Origin of the sequence: Photobacterium profundum, from assembly GCF_003026285.1 — a bacterium.
Classification (GTDB): Bacteria; Pseudomonadota; Gammaproteobacteria; order Enterobacterales; family Vibrionaceae; genus Photobacterium; species Photobacterium profundum.
This window is the reverse complement of the sequence record NZ_PYOD01000002.1, coordinates 1-16,190: the sequence shown is the minus strand read 5'-3', so window position 1 is coordinate 16,190 and position 16,190 is coordinate 1. Positions and strand designations below refer to the sequence as shown.

At 42.0% G+C, this 16,190-nt stretch carries 14 protein-coding genes; 4 read left to right on the top strand and 10 right to left on the bottom strand.

Annotated features, from left to right (window positions below):
* Positions 1–170 precede the first annotated feature (170 nt).
* The 3 genes from mog (at position 171) to C9J48_RS04915 (ending at position 3,139) form a co-directional block, all read left to right on the top strand.
* Positions 171–704, top strand: coding sequence for a molybdopterin adenylyltransferase (gene mog / locus C9J48_RS04925; protein ID WP_006229354.1), 534 nt, complete (start codon positions 171–173; stop codon positions 702–704).
* A gap of 65 nt (positions 705–769) precedes the next feature.
* Positions 770–1,456, top strand: coding sequence for a lipid-binding SYLF domain-containing protein (locus tag C9J48_RS04920; RefSeq protein ID WP_207383097.1), 687 nt, complete (start codon positions 770–772; stop codon positions 1,454–1,456).
* A 282-nt stretch (positions 1,457–1,738) separates the two neighbouring features.
* Entirely contained in the window at positions 1,739–3,139 is a 1,401-nt protein-coding gene (locus C9J48_RS04915; RefSeq protein ID WP_006229356.1) for an O-antigen ligase family protein, read from the top strand.
* Positions 3,140–3,238: 99 nt separating this feature from the next.
* Here C9J48_RS04915 and C9J48_RS04910 read toward each other — a convergent pair whose 3' ends face one another.
* Positions 3,239–4,771 carry a hypothetical protein gene (locus C9J48_RS04910; RefSeq protein WP_006229357.1) on the bottom strand — a complete coding sequence of 511 codons (1,533 nt, stop codon included), beginning with the start codon at positions 4,769–4,771 and terminating at the stop codon, positions 3,239–3,241.
* Positions 4,772–5,239: 468 nt separating this feature from the next.
* On the opposite strand from C9J48_RS04910, the gene C9J48_RS04905 reads away from it, so the two are divergent.
* Entirely contained in the window at positions 5,240–6,223 is a 984-nt protein-coding gene (locus C9J48_RS04905) for an OmpA family protein (protein WP_006229358.1), read from the top strand.
* 242 nt (positions 6,224–6,465) lie between these two features.
* On the opposite strand, the gene C9J48_RS04900 is transcribed toward C9J48_RS04905, so the two are convergent.
* From C9J48_RS04900 to C9J48_RS04860, 9 genes are all read right to left on the bottom strand, one after another.
* Positions 6,466–7,140, bottom strand: a complete 675-nt coding sequence (locus tag C9J48_RS04900; protein WP_006229359.1) for a NapC/NirT family cytochrome c — start codon at positions 7,138–7,140, stop codon at positions 6,466–6,468.
* On the bottom strand, positions 7,133–7,846 hold the full coding sequence (locus C9J48_RS04895) for a 4Fe-4S dicluster domain-containing protein (RefSeq protein ID WP_006229360.1): 714 nt from the start codon (positions 7,844–7,846) through the stop codon (positions 7,133–7,135). Before C9J48_RS04895 ends, C9J48_RS04900 begins: the two co-directional genes overlap by 8 nt.
* A 13-nt stretch (positions 7,847–7,859) precedes the next feature.
* Entirely contained in the window at positions 7,860–9,386 is a 1,527-nt protein-coding gene (locus C9J48_RS04890; RefSeq protein ID WP_006229361.1) for a 4Fe-4S binding protein, read from the bottom strand.
* Complete coding sequence (locus C9J48_RS04885) at positions 9,383–9,970, bottom strand: hypothetical protein (RefSeq protein WP_036802629.1); 588 nt, start codon at positions 9,968–9,970, stop codon at positions 9,383–9,385. The genes C9J48_RS04890 and C9J48_RS04885 overlap by 4 nt, the downstream gene beginning before the upstream one ends.
* Before the next feature lie 11 nt (positions 9,971–9,981).
* Positions 9,982–10,614, bottom strand: a complete 633-nt coding sequence (locus C9J48_RS04880; protein WP_036802631.1) for a 4Fe-4S dicluster domain-containing protein — start codon at positions 10,612–10,614, stop codon at positions 9,982–9,984.
* Between the two features lie 9 nt (positions 10,615–10,623).
* Complete coding sequence (locus tag C9J48_RS04875; RefSeq protein WP_006229364.1) at positions 10,624–11,688, bottom strand: 4Fe-4S binding protein; 1,065 nt, start codon at positions 11,686–11,688, stop codon at positions 10,624–10,626.
* Positions 11,688–12,293, bottom strand: coding sequence for a 4Fe-4S dicluster domain-containing protein (locus C9J48_RS04870; RefSeq protein WP_081450078.1), 606 nt, complete (start codon positions 12,291–12,293; stop codon positions 11,688–11,690). The genes C9J48_RS04875 and C9J48_RS04870 overlap by 1 nt, the downstream gene beginning before the upstream one ends.
* Before the next feature lie 175 nt (positions 12,294–12,468).
* Positions 12,469–15,168: a molybdopterin-dependent oxidoreductase gene (locus tag C9J48_RS04865; protein ID WP_006229366.1), complete on the bottom strand. Its 2,700-nt coding sequence runs from the start codon at positions 15,166–15,168 to the stop codon at positions 12,469–12,471.
* A 14-nt stretch (positions 15,169–15,182) separates the two neighbouring features.
* Complete coding sequence (locus tag C9J48_RS04860; protein WP_006229367.1) at positions 15,183–15,833, bottom strand: c-type cytochrome; 651 nt, start codon at positions 15,831–15,833, stop codon at positions 15,183–15,185.
* Between the last annotated feature and the right edge of the window lie 357 nt (positions 15,834–16,190).

The window sequence follows — 16,190 nt, the reverse complement described above, 5'->3', positions numbered from 1 at the left end:
GTATAAACACCTTCTTTTTCTTTATCCTTACGCGATTATTCCTTAATATTGCATTTCAAATCATTCATTTGGTTATTGTGATAAATGTAATCCGTTTTATGCGGCAATTATGGATTACAATGCACCAATAACTAACAAAATAAGATCTATTAAGGTCTAAGGGATAACAGATGAGTAAAGCGAAAATCGGTATTGTGACAGTGAGTGACCGTGCTAGTGCAGGTGTTTACGAAGATATTTCTGGCCAGGCAATTATCGATACGTTGAACGACTACTTAACATCGCCTTGGGAGCCTGTATACCAAGTGATCCCTGATGAGCAAGACGTAATTGAAGCAACGCTTATCAAGATGGCTGACGAGCAAGATTGTAGCCTTATTGTAACGACTGGCGGTACAGGCCCTGCAAAGCGCGATGTAACACCGGAAGCAACAGAAGCTGTGTGTGATCGTATGATGCCTGGTTTCGGCGAGCTAATGCGTGCTGAATCGCTGAAGTTTGTACCGACTGCAATTTTATCACGCCAAACGGCTGGTCTTCGTGGCGATAGCTTGATTGTCAATCTTCCGGGTAAGCCAAAATCTATCCGCGAGTGTCTAGATGCGGTATTCCCTGCTATACCTTATTGTATCGATTTGATGGAAGGTCCATTCCTTGAATGCAATGAGGAAGTGATTAAACCTTTCCGTCCTAAGCAGAAGTAATGACTTCAGCTTTACTAATTTACAAATCGGTAGCCTTATGGCTACCGTTTTTATATGAGGGCAGTATCGTGAAATATAGAGCTATTATTATCGCTTTGGGTTTATCTGTTTTACCTGTTCATGCTAGCTGGGACAAAATAAAAGATTCAGCATCGGATTTAGGTAGTGCTATCGGTGATACCAGCAAAGATGCATGGGATAGCGTATCAGATTTTTCGAAAGAAACATGGGAATCTGGTGAAGCTAAACTGGATGAAATGCTAGAACCAGAGACACCAGAAGAAGCTCGAAAAGCATTGAATACTATGTCTGATACTGCACTAGCTCGATTATTTGATAAGCAACCTTCGGCAAAAGTATTGTTTGATTCGGCTTATGGTTATGCCGTTTTTGATTCTCGAAAGTTCTCATTGATGTTGCATACTAACCAAGGTGCAGGTGTCGCGGTAAATCGTAAGACAAGTAAACGTACATACATGAAAATGTTTGGTGCGGGCTTGGCTGCAGGGCTTGGCGGAAAGTTCTATCAGCAAATTATCTTTTTCGAAGATCAAAAAACATTTGATGGTTTTGTGAAAGATGGTTGGGAAGCTACCTCAGAAATGGGTGCCGTTGCGGGTACTGAGAGTGCAGAGTTAACGGCGAAATATAATGGCGGAATGGCTATTTATCAAATAGGCGAAAAAGGTTTGCTGCTTGATGCTAATGTGTCTGGTTCTAAGTACTGGATTAATACCGATTTAACGCAATGATTGTTATTATTTTCATTGGATCTTAAAGCGGGTGAGAGAAGTGAAGTAAGAGTGATACTTCTCTTATCTGTAATATTGAAAAGGGATATCGATTAAATCATAACTAAATCACAATGGTAACTATACTCAAGTCAGTTGAGATAAATTGGGTGTATATCGCAGATAAAGGTGAATGCAGTTCTCATGGTTTTCATTCGTATCTACCTATTAATATATCGATGGAGGTATATTCCTAAATCTGGTCTAGAATAGGTTTTATGTAATGAAATCATGGAGGATACAATGAATAAAATCACGAATAAAATCATTGTACTCTTTGTGACTAGCCTAATAGGTATAGCATTCTTTAGCTTTAATTTATTTGTACTGAAAGATGACATCAAAGGGTTGTATGATTATAAAAGGATATTTGTTTGTTTTCTTTTGATTGTTATGAGTATTCATGTTTTATTACATCACGAATTTAGATATAAAATAATTCACCAGTTCAATAGTCTGAGTCAAAAAGTTAAAGTTTTATTTGTAATATTTTTTTCTTCAGCAGCGATAGCGAATCTATTTGGCTTGTATTTCTATAGAGCACAAGAAGATTATTTTTATTTTATTGGTCTAATGTTGTTTTGTGCCGTAATATCCATGGTTTGCTATCAAGGCCGAACTCGGATTTTTATCTATTTTACGCTAATTAGCTACCTTTTGTTTTTTTCTGTTATTTTAGGGCATTGGGTAGCAGTCGCATATGATATTGAATTGTCTTTTCATAGTATTATAAGTTTTGCTAATCCTAGAATGCTTAATCAAGTACAATCTTGGATAATCATTCCAGTAATGTACTTTACAATAATTGCAATTCGTCAGTCTAAAACTTATATACTTGCTATATTACCATTGGCTTTGAACTTCGCAATTATTATAGCTCTTGATGGGAGAGGAATTGCAGTTAGTAGTATCACGGCAATTTTACTTTGGGCGTGGTTCGACAAATCATTACGAAAAATGATTTTATCAGTATTTTTTCATTCCCTTATCGCTGGCTTTATCATTAAACTTGCTTTACTGTCACCTCTACCTGAATATTTAGTTTTGGGCATAAGCCCTGATGCTTGGACTAATATCCGAACAACAGATGCTGGTCGTCTAGCGGTTTGGATCGAAGCGCTACAAATGGTGTCATTTTTGGGGCATGGTGGTGATGCTTTCATATGTAACTCAACGACCTTTGGTCGTCCACATAACTCAATATTACTTATACTTGTTAATTGGGGAGTAATTTCAGCAATCAGTTATTCGTTACTGCTTCTTTATGCTTTTAAAACGATATATTTAACTAAACACCGTTTAATAAGAGTTTCTGGCCTTTCTATGTTATCTGGATTTGCATATAGTTTAGTTTCTGGTGTCGTTGATTCACCTCTAAGCCAGCTAACTGGTGCAATATCAATTGCACTATTTTGGGCGTCTTGTCAGCATTTTAAGAGGTGTGAAGTTAACAACGTAGCCATAACAAGGATAACGGAAAAGCATTTTATATTGATATTATGTTCTGTTTTGACTATTGGTTTAGTTGGTAATAAAGTATACCAACGTATCGATAATAATCATTACCGTGGTATGCCTATTGGTAAAACGCAATTCTGGGTAGGTCAAAATTGTATTGATGAAGAAGCACTGCTAATGAAATGATTTGAATGTAAAGTTATAAAGGCAGAACAATATGACTCATCTATGATGCTTAAAATGCAGAAGCGATTGACACGCTCCTGTCATTGTCGTTCTTATAAACTATTTTTGATTGTTGGCGATATTAACGGGCTGAGCTAAAGCTTTCGGGAAATGTCTGCTTTCGGCTAACTGTTCAGCAACTTGAACGACATCTGTAGTGTTAAGTGCATGCGTAACTTGAAACTGTTCTTCACGTGACAATAAGCTAGCGAATATATCTTTAGTAATCAGGCTTTCTTCTACCAGTTTGTCTAAAATAGCATCTGCTGCAGATATAGCAGACGACGCTTTTACAATTTCAGAGCGGGCGTAACGTTGATCCTCGAAAGAAACATCTGCTGCACGTAATGTTGGGTCATTCCCTGGAATTTGCTGTGCACCAAAAAGAGGGGTTCCACCTACAATTGCATCACCGAAATTTGGAACAAATTGTGCCATGTGATTGATTGCTCGCTGCGTTCGAGCTGTTACTTCAAACGATTTCCACTGTGTTTTAAGCTTACTAATGAAGTGTTCTTCAAGTTTTGGCTGAGCACTTTGCTTAGTTGAACTGACGAGCCCTTTTTTGAATAAGGTTATGTCTTCTGTCATTCCATGAAGCTGGAAGTATCCATTAGGGTAGGGTGTTAATTGCGCCATACCATTGGGTGTTCCACGTTCGCCATGAAAGATTACCTCTGGCCAAACACCTTCACATGTTGGCCATTGAGTGACATAAGCGGCTTTAAATTCAACCATGCGGTTTCGTGTAACGGCTGCCATATCATCTAATGATCCAGTTCGATAACCACAAGCGTTTACGAGATAATTAACGGTTATATTCTCCGTTTGATGATCATTAAGTTGCTCATTAAAACGTTGAAAGGAAATGTTCCAAGTTTGTTGGTTCCCACGATTACTTTTTTCTATATTCGTTACTTTGGCTTTAGTATAAACCGTACAGGCTGGTAATTTTTCAAAGGCTAAAGATGCCGTTGCGGCTATTCTAAATATACTTAACCCGTATTCTTGAACCATGATAATGGGGTATTTGAACTCATTTAAATTCAAATTTTTAGCCACTGGAATCATCCAGTCATCCAGTGAAATTGGCATTAACGGTAAACTTTTAGCGGCCAGGTTTATCAAATCTTGTTGTTGATAAACTTTAAAGTACTCATTTGGATCACCAAGTACAGCATTTCCTTTGTCTTGCTCGATAAGTTCTTTATATACATTTTTAAGTAACTTTAAGCGTGGTAATAATGTATCAGGATTACCTGAATCGCGTAATGGTACAGCGATAACGGTTGGTCGGATGTTTGCGGTATGAGGGAAAACGCGCAGTGTATCTATCGATTGGCGAAGCAATGTGACGCATTGTTCGTCTGATATCTCGCGATATAAATTACCGCCAGCATGTAAGTGACAAATAGGGGGACCATTCACTAAGGTCGCACCTTCTTCGAATAGAGTCACGGGTATGCCAAGTTCGGCTAAACGAAGTGCTACGGTTGAACCAGCAACTCCACCTCCTACAACACCAACGGTGATTTTATTTTTTATTGGGTCATCGATGTTTTCAAAAGGTGTATCAGAAACATTTACATTCATATTCTACTTGTCTGTGATTAAATCAAACATGGTCATATTAAGGGGTATTCTACTTGGCATTAATCATGTTTAAAACTGTTTCGACAGTTCTAATTGTTAATAAATGTACTTTTAGTGCTAAGAAAACAGCATTAGCCAATAAACGTGCAGTGAAACTCACTTTTTTGTTTTTAATGACTTATTAACGTTAGGGATATTTGATGGTTGTTCAAATATTAAACTTAGATAAAGTAGGTGAATACGTTGAATTGTAAGCGCTTCTTATAACCCCTTAAGTAATTGATAGTTAAGTTAATAAGTTTCAGGTAAATGCAAGGATAAAGTATAGAACAATAATAACTATCGTGCTGAAATGATTTAAGAAAAATTGAACTATATGGAAGAAATAGAAAGTCGGCTTGTAAAGAATAAGAACTGAGCCTAAAAGTGTACATGGTAGTGGCACTAAAATAATAAAAGGATTGAAAAATGTCTAAAATGAATTACATACTTCCGCTTGCGTTACTCATTTCTGGTGTAGTTAATGCTGCAACAGAAAATCCGTGGTATGCAGGTGCTCGAGTCGGTGGTACGAGTTACAGTGATTTCTCTGGTCTTGGTCCAGCTCAAATTGATAAAGAGGATTGGGGTGGTGGTGTATTCTTAGGATATAACATTGTGCCGTGGTTTGCCGTTGAAGGTGGTTATACCTACCTTGGTGAAGCTGACATTAAAGGGACCAATACATCAATTGAGCAGCAAGGTATTGATCTTGTTGGTAAGTTCACATGGAACGTGACTAACTCTATTGATTTGTTTGCTAAAGCGGGTGGTTTCTATTATTTCGCTGATAGTAGTGGCCCTATTGACGTTTCTGATGATGGTATCATTGGTACGGCGGGCGTAGGTGCGGAATACTTCTTTAATAAGAATTTATCGGCACGCCTTGAATACCAATATTACCATGATGTAGAACTTAAAGATTCAGGCATTGATGCTAGCTGGGACACTCATTTCTATGGCATCAGCTTAGTGTATGGTTGGGGCGCTCCTGCACCGATTGCAGTTGTTGAACCAGCACCTGAGCCTGCACCTGTTCCAGCAATGGTACAAGTAGAACCAATTACAGTTGCACTACCGTTTGCGTTTGATAGCGATACGTTATCTCAGCAAGATATTGATCAGCTACAACCTATTGCGCAGCGTCTGGTTAACTTCCCAGAAACTGAACTATTTGTTATCGGTCACACTGATAGCCGTGGTGCAGAAGCGTATAACCAAAATCTATCTGAAGAACGTGCAGCAGTGGTTGCTGGTTATTTAGCAACACACTTTGGTATTGAACAGAGTCGAATTCAGGCGCAAGGTCGTGGTGAACTAGAGCCAGTTGCAGCGAACGATACAGAAGATGGTCGTGCTCAAAACCGTCGTGTAGAAGTCTTTACACCTGGCTTTGAGATGGAAGGTCAGTAACAAATCTTAACTGTCGCTTTCTAACAATAAAAAGTACCCTAGGGTAATGCTGATCAGTTGAACGATCCTATGAGCCTGACATAATCCGGAATCAGTAACTGATTCCGGATTTTTTATGTAATACTAATTCCATTAACTCTCGCTGAATTGATCAGATAATTAATGGATTTGGTATAACCTTCAGACGCTCTTGCTTCTGCTTCATTTTGATTGGCGGAATGTTTGCTTTGGTTGAGCTTGGATTAAAGCTCCCAATCATCGGTATTGGGTTTGGGCATCCCTTCATGACACTGATAACAATCGATTTGTTGTTGTTCATAATACTGGTGGTCATCATCATTGCCTCCCTTGTAGGGAAGTACGCCATCAGGAAGTTGGTGGGCTATACCCTTGTGGCAATCAATGCAGGTTTTATTTCGTTGTTGTGCGTAGGTGTGAACCAGGCCGCTACGGCTTTCCTGAAATGCGATATCCATGGCATTGAAGTTGTGGCAATTACGACATTCACGGGAATTGGTTTGCTCCATGCTTTGCCAGACATGCTGGGCCAATTCTAATCGCTTAAGGTTAAATTTTTCAGGCGTATCAATCGTGCCGATAAGCTTTTGAAATAATTCCCGAGAGGCGAATATTTTTCTTAGCAACATATGTTGCCACTCTTTTGGAACATGACAATCGGGACAGGTGGCTCTTACTCCCGAACGATTATTATAATGTATGGTGTTGATATATTCTGTATAAACATTTTCCTCCATTTCATGGCAACTAATACAAAAATTCATATCGTTAGTTACTTCAAGCGCCGTGTTGAATGCCCCCCAGCACACCACACCGATGAACATAAAAAAAAGGGCGACGCCAAAGGTGCTGCCAAAAACAATTTTACGATGCAATAGTCTTTTGCAAAGGTTAAACATTCTCTTGAGTCCGCAGGTTGCGATCCGGCTGTTCTTTGCTGTTAATTACAATGGGGCTGATCTCAATGGCTTTAGGGCTGGTAATACAGGCTTCTCGACATAATCCACAACCGACACAGTTCTCATGTATGATGCTGGGTTTTTCATTCTGCCAGACTAAAGTGTCGGGGATTGGGCAGCTGCCTTTACAGGCTCCACATTCAGGTCCGGAGTAGGGCAAACATGTAGCACTGTTGACGGCGGCTTTGGCCATAGGAGGGCAATCCTGCGCATCCGGACGTTTTTTATCTTCTGCTGATCCTACGGATGTTTCCGTAGAATTTTCTGTTTCACCCGTACTATCCTTTTCATCTATTTTATTTATCGGAAATACCAGCGCTTTCTCATTACAGGCCGTTACACATGGCCAGTCAGCACAGAGGTGACAGCCTTTATTAATAATATCCATCGCTGGCGTTCCAGCAACGTCAGCACCACGTTTCAGTGGTAAAGGAAAAATGACTTGGTGTGGACAGGCACTGATACAATCGCCGCAACGGCTGCAGTTGATTAACAAATCCAGCTCCTGCTCGGCAAAAGGAGGTCGGATCCAGCCCTTCGCTTTTTCAATCGCTTTTTGTTCGATAATATCGTTGCCAGTCTGAACCATTTTTGCAAAGCTATGTTTAAAGAAACTCCGGCGATCTATTGGATTATCTTTATTCACGATACAATTCCTTCTACATTCTCATGGTCATCGGTTGTACAAGCATCCACAGATTAATGCCGGAAATTAACGTTGCGAACAACAGCATGGGCAGTAACTGTATGCCTCGGGCTGCAAATAGATGACTTCCCCGATGACGAATGACTTGTACGGCAATAAAGAAACCAGCAGCCATTAACAGACCTTGCAAGGCGAATAACATATTTTCAGGGATCATCATTGCCATATGACGAATGTGTTTTTCCATCATGCTTAATGGCTGGGTATCAATACCCAGTGGATTGCTAAGCAATTCTGTCCAGTTACTGCTTTCACGAATAAAGTGATTCAGGTTATGGGCAATATGGTAGGAAAAGGCTAACGGCAGTGAGACAAAAGCAAAGCCGGAGAATAACTTTTTAAAACTGACCTCGGCAGTTTCATCGCATAACTTTGACGTTAACCAGATGCTCACACCATACAATAAAATGGGCAGTAGTAAGCACGCTATCAGGCCAATGGTAAAACTCAAAAGGAGCTGGCCGCTGTCATTAATATTTTGCGCTATCTGACTAATATAGATTTGCCAGTGGTCAAGCATGGTTAAGCCGTGAAAAAGGGTCAGAGCCAAAAGGATCAACATGAAGAATGCCTCATCCGTATGAGGACGGGCATCGTTGATCGCCTCGCTACTTGGTGAGCGTATCTGCCAGCTAATATTGTGAGAGGGACAACTTTGCGTACAATTCCCACAGGAGGTGCAATAGGTATTTTCTTGTAAACGCCCCATGATCTGCTGGGTTGGACAAGGAGCAATGCTCTCTGAACCGTGATAACACTCTAATGTCTTACAGCTTCTGCAGGTATCACTATTTATGGGGCGCAATGCCACAGGTGCGAGCTGAGAATAGGCGCCGACGGTTCTGCCAACCGGACACATATAGCGACAAAAAGCTTTGCCTTTAAACAGCGCCAGAGTCGTGGTTGCCAAAATGACCATCGCCAGTGCCAGTAATGCTGTAGCATAAGGGCTGGCTACAATACCAACGCCTAATTCAAGCCAGGTAAACCCAATAAATAATAGGCTGGCAGGCCAAATGTTACGCAGAACGTTGGGCACTCTCAGTTGCAGCCTGCTGTTAGAGTTGGAGCGATGCCATAATTTGTGATTGACCAGCCAGCTGGCGATATTATCCCAGGGGCAGATAGCGCACCAGGCTGACCCACTGAACAATATGGCGATAATGATACCCGTCCACCAGAAATTCCAGGTCAATGTCGTTGCAAGATTACGTTCAACAATCGGGGTGCCCCATAACCCAGCAACTACAATCAAAACAAATAGAAGCGCAAATACTATTTTAAGTAGCAAGAGCGGCCAGGTGTGTTGGCTTATATACTTAAAAAATGTCCCTACTATGGGGACATGGGCTAATGATGTGCTGGCAGTGGTAGTGTGACTTGGCGCTTTACTTTTTAAGGCCCATAAACCTAACAGTAACATACTAATGCCAATGATGATGGCCAGCTCAATGGGTAAGCCTGGATGGGTCATAATCATGATGTTTGCTTCCCCTGCTGAATTTTAGAACGCGCAATACGTTTACGTTGCACTATGTTTATACAGATCAAGAAAAAGATTAAAAAACCAATAGCAGCCCCTATTGGGCCAACAGAATTGCCAGAGCCAACTTGAAGTGGAAAGTCTATTTCGTAGGGTTCCCCATCCGCTTCAAAATGAGCACGAATAACGTAGTCACCCGCTTTTTTGAATAAAAAACCTTGCCGGTAAACCCCATCATCTATTTCTTGTAAACCGATAGTTTCATTGGGTTCTTTGCTACCAAACCAACGGTCATCACGAACAGAAAAAGTAATTGATGTATTCAGTGTCTGGCCGTTATCAATACGGGTGGCGTACAAGTTAACCCGTCCCGGTTCATTCGGTTTGGGAAAGGCAGGAAAAACCATGTAGGTGATGAAATAATTACCGATCTGAGTTTCAACAGCCATACTGGGCGGGGTATTCGAGTCTTCATTTAGGCTATATGAAGGACGTCCCAATACATGGTGACTATAACTCGGGATACTGAGCATCAGTAAATAACAGCAAAATAATAAGTTAACAGTGTGCTTTAACATCATTGACCACCTATTTATACAATAGCATCGGCTTCTTTAATTACACGTATTGGTAAACTCGGGTGTGGGCAGACTTCAACACATAAACCGCAACCGACACAGCCATCATTAACGACAGGACGGTACATATTGGCAAATTCAAAACTAATAGCCGTCTCACCCAAAGGACAAATTGAGACACAGGCGCCGCAAATACCTCGGTCAACCCAGGGATAACAGGCTAAACGTTCTATTTGAGCACGGCCCATGTTTACTTTTCTTGTTTCAGTGACAGTTAGGGCATTCGTTGGACAAACTTCCATACATTTCCCACATAAAATGCACGCCCTTAGGGCGGGTTCTATGTAGGGAGTATTGGCATTGTTGGCACCGTCAAGGTGGTAAAACTGAATACAGGCAGGGGGACAAACTTCTGCGCACAAGCTACATCCGATGCACGCCTTTTTAAAAGCAATGTCATCATTTAATGCACCGGGAGGTCTTAATTTGTCATGGTTTAACTGAGATTTATTCAAAGAGGCTAACTGATTCTTTTCTGGCATGAGCATACGGCCGATACCATAGGGAACAGCCGCAATGGCGGTTAGCCAGAGTGATTTAAATATGCGGTAAAGAAATGATCGTCTGTCCATTGCTCTTCTGTCCATGATCGATCCTCAATCGTTGAGGTTTTTTACTTCGATATCACCAAGCCTGTTATCACCCTGGTTTTTGCGATAGTGACGACTGTGATGACCATGCCCTTGATATTTATAATCTTTCACCGCAACAGCAAACGTCATCGCATCTTTAGGGCAGACCGCGATGCAGGCTGAACAATTATTGCATTCTTGCCCGAAGTCATCCTCCATTGGGTTGAGGCCAAACTCACAAATCGCATTACATTTAGAGCAGTCATTACACCTCTCAACAATACGCCTGATACGAAATACCCGATAACGACCAAGTAGTGAATACAGCGCACCACCCGGGCATAGGTATCGACAAAAACCCCGCTTAGCAACGAGTAAATCAAACAACAAGGTAAGGATAAAAAAGAGTGTTCCGCCTCCAAACCCCGACAGAGCAATAGCAAAATATAATTCCCGACCAATCACAGCTGGTGGATAAATACTGGCAAAAAAAATGCTGCCTGTCAGAGCTGACAGTACGATGCCAACGATCAGTATCAGGTACTTAAACATTCTGTTAAAACGCCGATTCCCCGTTCGTATGCCGATCTTGTTAAGCCAAACAGCCATATTGGTGTTTAGCTCATATAAAAAAGTCGCAGGACAAATCCAGCCGCAGAAAAATCGTCCAAATAGCAGAGTAAAGATAATCGGGATCATTGCCGTAAGGGCAAATGGCCAGTAAATTTCGATTCCAGCCGCAATTTGCCCGACGAGTGCCAATGGATCCGTTAACTTCAGGCCAAATAACTGACCAGACCATGTTGTTCCCTTTATTGCATCAAGCTCATGCTCAGGATCGCTGACTAAAGGGGCGGTAATAAATGCCATGGAATCATAGAGAAATTTTTCTGAGCCAGTTAAATGGTTGTAGCCCTGTGCCGCAACAAAATGTTGGTAAAGACTAAGCAGCGGGATCAAAATCAACATTAAAAAAACAATGACCAGACATAACCAGCGTAATTTATTCAGATGACGCCAAAGAAAAAATGGCTGGCTTATTTTTCCCGCCGATTGACTTTGGTGCTTAAGATCAATCTCATCCGACATTACGATCTCCTCAAGGCATCTAATGTATGACTTGGTATGACTTTAATTGCTTGTGGAATCTGAATGCAACTGCGTTCGCACAGGCCACACCCGACACAAGCGTCGAGTACTTCAGGTTGCTCCATGAAGCCAACTTTTATCGCAACATCTGATAGTGGACAGGCCCGGTAACAGACCCCACAAGATTTTCCCTGCCAAGATAAGCACAGCTGTTTATCGACCCGAGCAACCCCCATATTCACTTGTTGTACAATGGGTTCCAATTGACGTTTTATCGGCTGAATCGCCCCTGTTGGACAAACATCGCCACATTTCATACATAAAATGCAGGCCTTTTCTCGTGGTGTAATATAGGGGGTACCATGAGACTCAAGTCCATTTTCGGAGTCAAAAAACTTGATACAGTTATTAGGACAGATTTCTGCACATTGATTGCAGCGTATACAGCGATTGATGAAATCTTCTTCTTTGAGTGCCCCTGGGGGACGTAAATAACGTTGGGTGAACTGTTTTGCTTTAAAAGCAGCCTTAACCAACGACGTTTTAAAGAAAACACCTGCGGAGGCTAATAAGCTAAGCTGCCTTAGAAAACGTCGTCTATTCAAATGACTACCTCTATACCCATGTTGCCTCAAGGTGCTTGGGTATAAATAACCACAAACTCCCCAAAGACATTAGTACTCATGCACCAAAATTCACTATTCCACTACAGGTATGAAAGTACTAATGCCTTACGACTAACTCGGTGACAGTGATAAAGACTCTGCCACAGCATTGCTATTATATTTTTTCTATCCGACAAGCCAGTTTTTTAAAGTCGACCTGTCCGGATACAGGATCCCAGCAACGGTTACTGATGCCATTTGCTAGCCATTTGTTTTTCTTGGGATCGGCACTGTCTGCCACTGACAGATTCCAAGGGCCAAACATATAACCGCGCGGCACACTATTTCGAGCGGGTTTCACTAAACTATCCGTACCACCGACCTGTGCTCTGGCTTCTAACGAACCTCTACGGCTCACAACACGCACCCATTCACCATCTTTAATCCCGAGATCTTTGGCATCTTCTGCATGCATTTCGACATACATCTCTGGTACCAGTCGTCGCGTTGTCGGGCTACGGTTTGATTTGGCAGTATGGAAGTGCTCATAAACCACGCCGAGACCCATCCAGTATGGGAATTTGTCTTTAGGAACGTTTTGCCATGGTTGGCCCCTGAATTCTTCATCAGGGAGATCCGGTGTTAAGGCCATATCTCGGGCTTTAATAATTAAATCTTGATTATCAATGGTGTAATGATCTTTCTTGACACCAAATTCCATCAATTTTTTGGTGATCTCTTTACGTTGACTATAATCCTGCTGGCACAGTTTCATATGCACCTTGCCGTCTTTAGTTCGGAAGTAGCCATAGGGGCGATTTTCCCATAGACCTTCCTGCATCATGTAACGGCGTTGTGTGCCGCCATTTTTCGCCGCTTCATAGCTAGGGGCCGGCCACTGTATACCGCGGAGGGTTTTAAGCTGCTCATATGGGCTGATGCCGTCGAGTTTTTCACGATCCAGGATTCCAGTGAGATCAGCATCCGTTCCCACAGAGGCACGACAAACATCCCTGAAGACTTCTTCGGCATCGTATTCGCCGTCTTTGCCTCGTTTATAAGGAAAGATCTTATTGCCATCCATCCCCAGTAACTCTGCTATTTCCTTGCCTTTATCAATCACCATATCCATATCAGGACGGCAACCTTTAGGCCCTTGCGCTGCTTTTTCTGTAATATTGATCCGACGCTCCGAGCTAATATAAACGCCGTTGACTTCGCCCCAGGTACATGCAGGGAAGATCACATCAGCATAAAGATTGTTCGGTGCATGGCGATAGATCTCCTGCACGACGTTAAAGGTTTTTGCCAGTGCTGGGCGCACCAGATTGTATTGATCAGGTAAGTCAATGTGGGTCGCATAAACCAGAAACATGGCTTTAAGATCGTCTTTGAGGGCACGTTCCATCATCCCCACAGCATAACCAGGGTTGGGTGAACTGGCGGCGTTATCTAGGTTTTTCTCTGGTACCCGCCACATTTTAGCCATATGGGCGCGATGTTTGAGGTTACCTAAACCTTCATTAAAGGGCAGGCGTCCAGTCAGCCCGCCGGTAAAACGTTCACCCATCGCATTCGGCTGGCCAGTCATAGAGAAGGGACCGCACCCCGGTTTGGCTAGATTACCGGTTAATGTTAACAAGTTAATAATAGAGATAACATTGTGCTGACCATGAATATGTTGGTTATAGCCGATACCCCACATGATGATGACACCGCCATACCCTTCACCCTCTTGCTTGCCCTTGCTGCGTGCGAGTCGCTTGCGAGTTGCATCGGCAAACATTGCGGCAACGCGACGGATTTTTTCTGGTGAAACATCATGGTTGACGCCACCCATGCGATCTTGAACCTGCTCTGGGCTATAATTCCTTTTAACGCCATCAATATATTCTTGCCAGCCGGTCACATGCGCTTTGAGGAACTTCCAGTCGATAACGTCGTTATGCTCTTTAAGTAATACATGAGCAATTGCATTCAAAAAACTGATGTCACCATTGAGCAGAGGCACATGAACATTGTTCTTGTCGTTGATGTCGGCATAGCCTTTATTGGTTCCGGTGGCACGGGGATCAACAACGACAGTTGGGATATCCTTCTTCTTTTTATGATCGGCAATACGCCAGAAAATAATCGGGTGTGACTCTCGGGCATTATGACCAAAATGCATCACCATGTCGGCCAATTCGATATCATCGTAAGCCAGTGGTGGGGTATCTGAACCTAAAGTAGCAAAATAACCCGTTACTGCTGACGTCATACACATGCGCGCATTCGCTTCAATGGTGTTTGACCCCAGTACTCCTTTCATAAACAGGTTTTCTAGGTACTGGCCTTCCATTGTTAGCTGACCAGAACCATAAAGGGAGATGGAGTTTCCTGAGTATTTCTTGGCAAAATGAGCGATCTTACGAGCGACCATATCGGAAGCATCATGGTAGGGTACCCGGATAAAATGCTCTTCATCAAACGAGCCTTTGGTTTTACTTATATATTCAATATCACCGTGATCCGGTTTATTCCATTCCTCCCACACATCCTTGCGCACATACGGGTCACCTTCCATGCGGTCAACATACATTGGCTCTGCTGCCGTTAACCCTTTGATACACTGCAAACCATAGTTTGTTGGATGGTCTTTATCTGGGCGCATGGAAACAATCTTTCCATTTTCAACCTGGATAATGGTGCCACAGCCAACGCCACAATATGGGCATTGTGCTAAAGCTGTAGTTCTTTTGGTGGGCTCCCCTGTTAGTGGTGCAGCTTCTAGCTCAGGGTTATGTGCCACAAACAATCCAGCACCTGCTGCGGTACTTGCAATAAATCCACTACCTTTCAAAAAGTTTCGGCGTGATACTTTATTTCGCTTCATGGTATATAACTCCTTTACTTACCTAATGTGCGCATATAACTAATGATATCTTCGATTTCTGTTTCACTTAGATTTGCCAATCCGTCCGGCCCAGAAAATGGCAACATGCGGGTATTGGAACGACCGTTTTTGATGGTTTCACGAATAAAGCCATCGCTTGCCTTACTTAAAAAGCCGATCTTCCCTATGGCTGAACCAGAGCCACCAGCAAGGTAACCATCCCCTTTAATGCCGTGACAGGTCGCGCAGATATCTCTGAACCATAATTCTCCCTTACGAGGATCGCCCTGTGCAGGTCTTTGTGCCTCAACAGCGGCAGAACGATTGGGCAGGGTTTCATGGCTGCGTAAATAGGTAACAATGGCGCTAATGCCGTCACGGTTAAGATGAGCGTAAGGGGCCATGGCTGTCCCTTTTCGACCATCACGAATTGTGGACATTAGGAACTTGTCGGAGGAAATTGAAAGTAACTCAGGATTGGATAAAGATGGGGCAAACCCCGGTTTGCCAATCGCATCTGGCTGATGGCAAAAAACACAGTTCTGATTATAAAGCGCTTCACCTTCTTTAATTTTTTCATTACCTGCCGCAAAGCTAAATGAACCAAACAGCAAGTAGACATAGAAGGCTATCAACGAGATGAAATAAGTATTTTTCCTATTCACGTTCTGCTCCTTTATTTATTTTTAAAATAAATATAGTCAATGCTTTGTCTTGCGCAACTTTATTGTTTTATTAGGAATGGTTGATGTTAATTAGGGTTTGCTATTATTAAGTAATAAATAGTCAGATTATAAATTGTCTAATTCTAAGGTTTATTGTTAATTAACGATCAAGCCAGTCAGTTATATTTTTCTTGTGGTAAGTGTTATTTAATTACAAATTAATCAACCAGTTACAAGGGGTGGGTTATTCCTTAATATTATATTGACATTTGAGTTTACTATGCTGACGGCTGGTAATAATGGGTGGTAGTATGTTTAAATGATTTCAACTATCTAATTTTAAATATTGATCTGGAT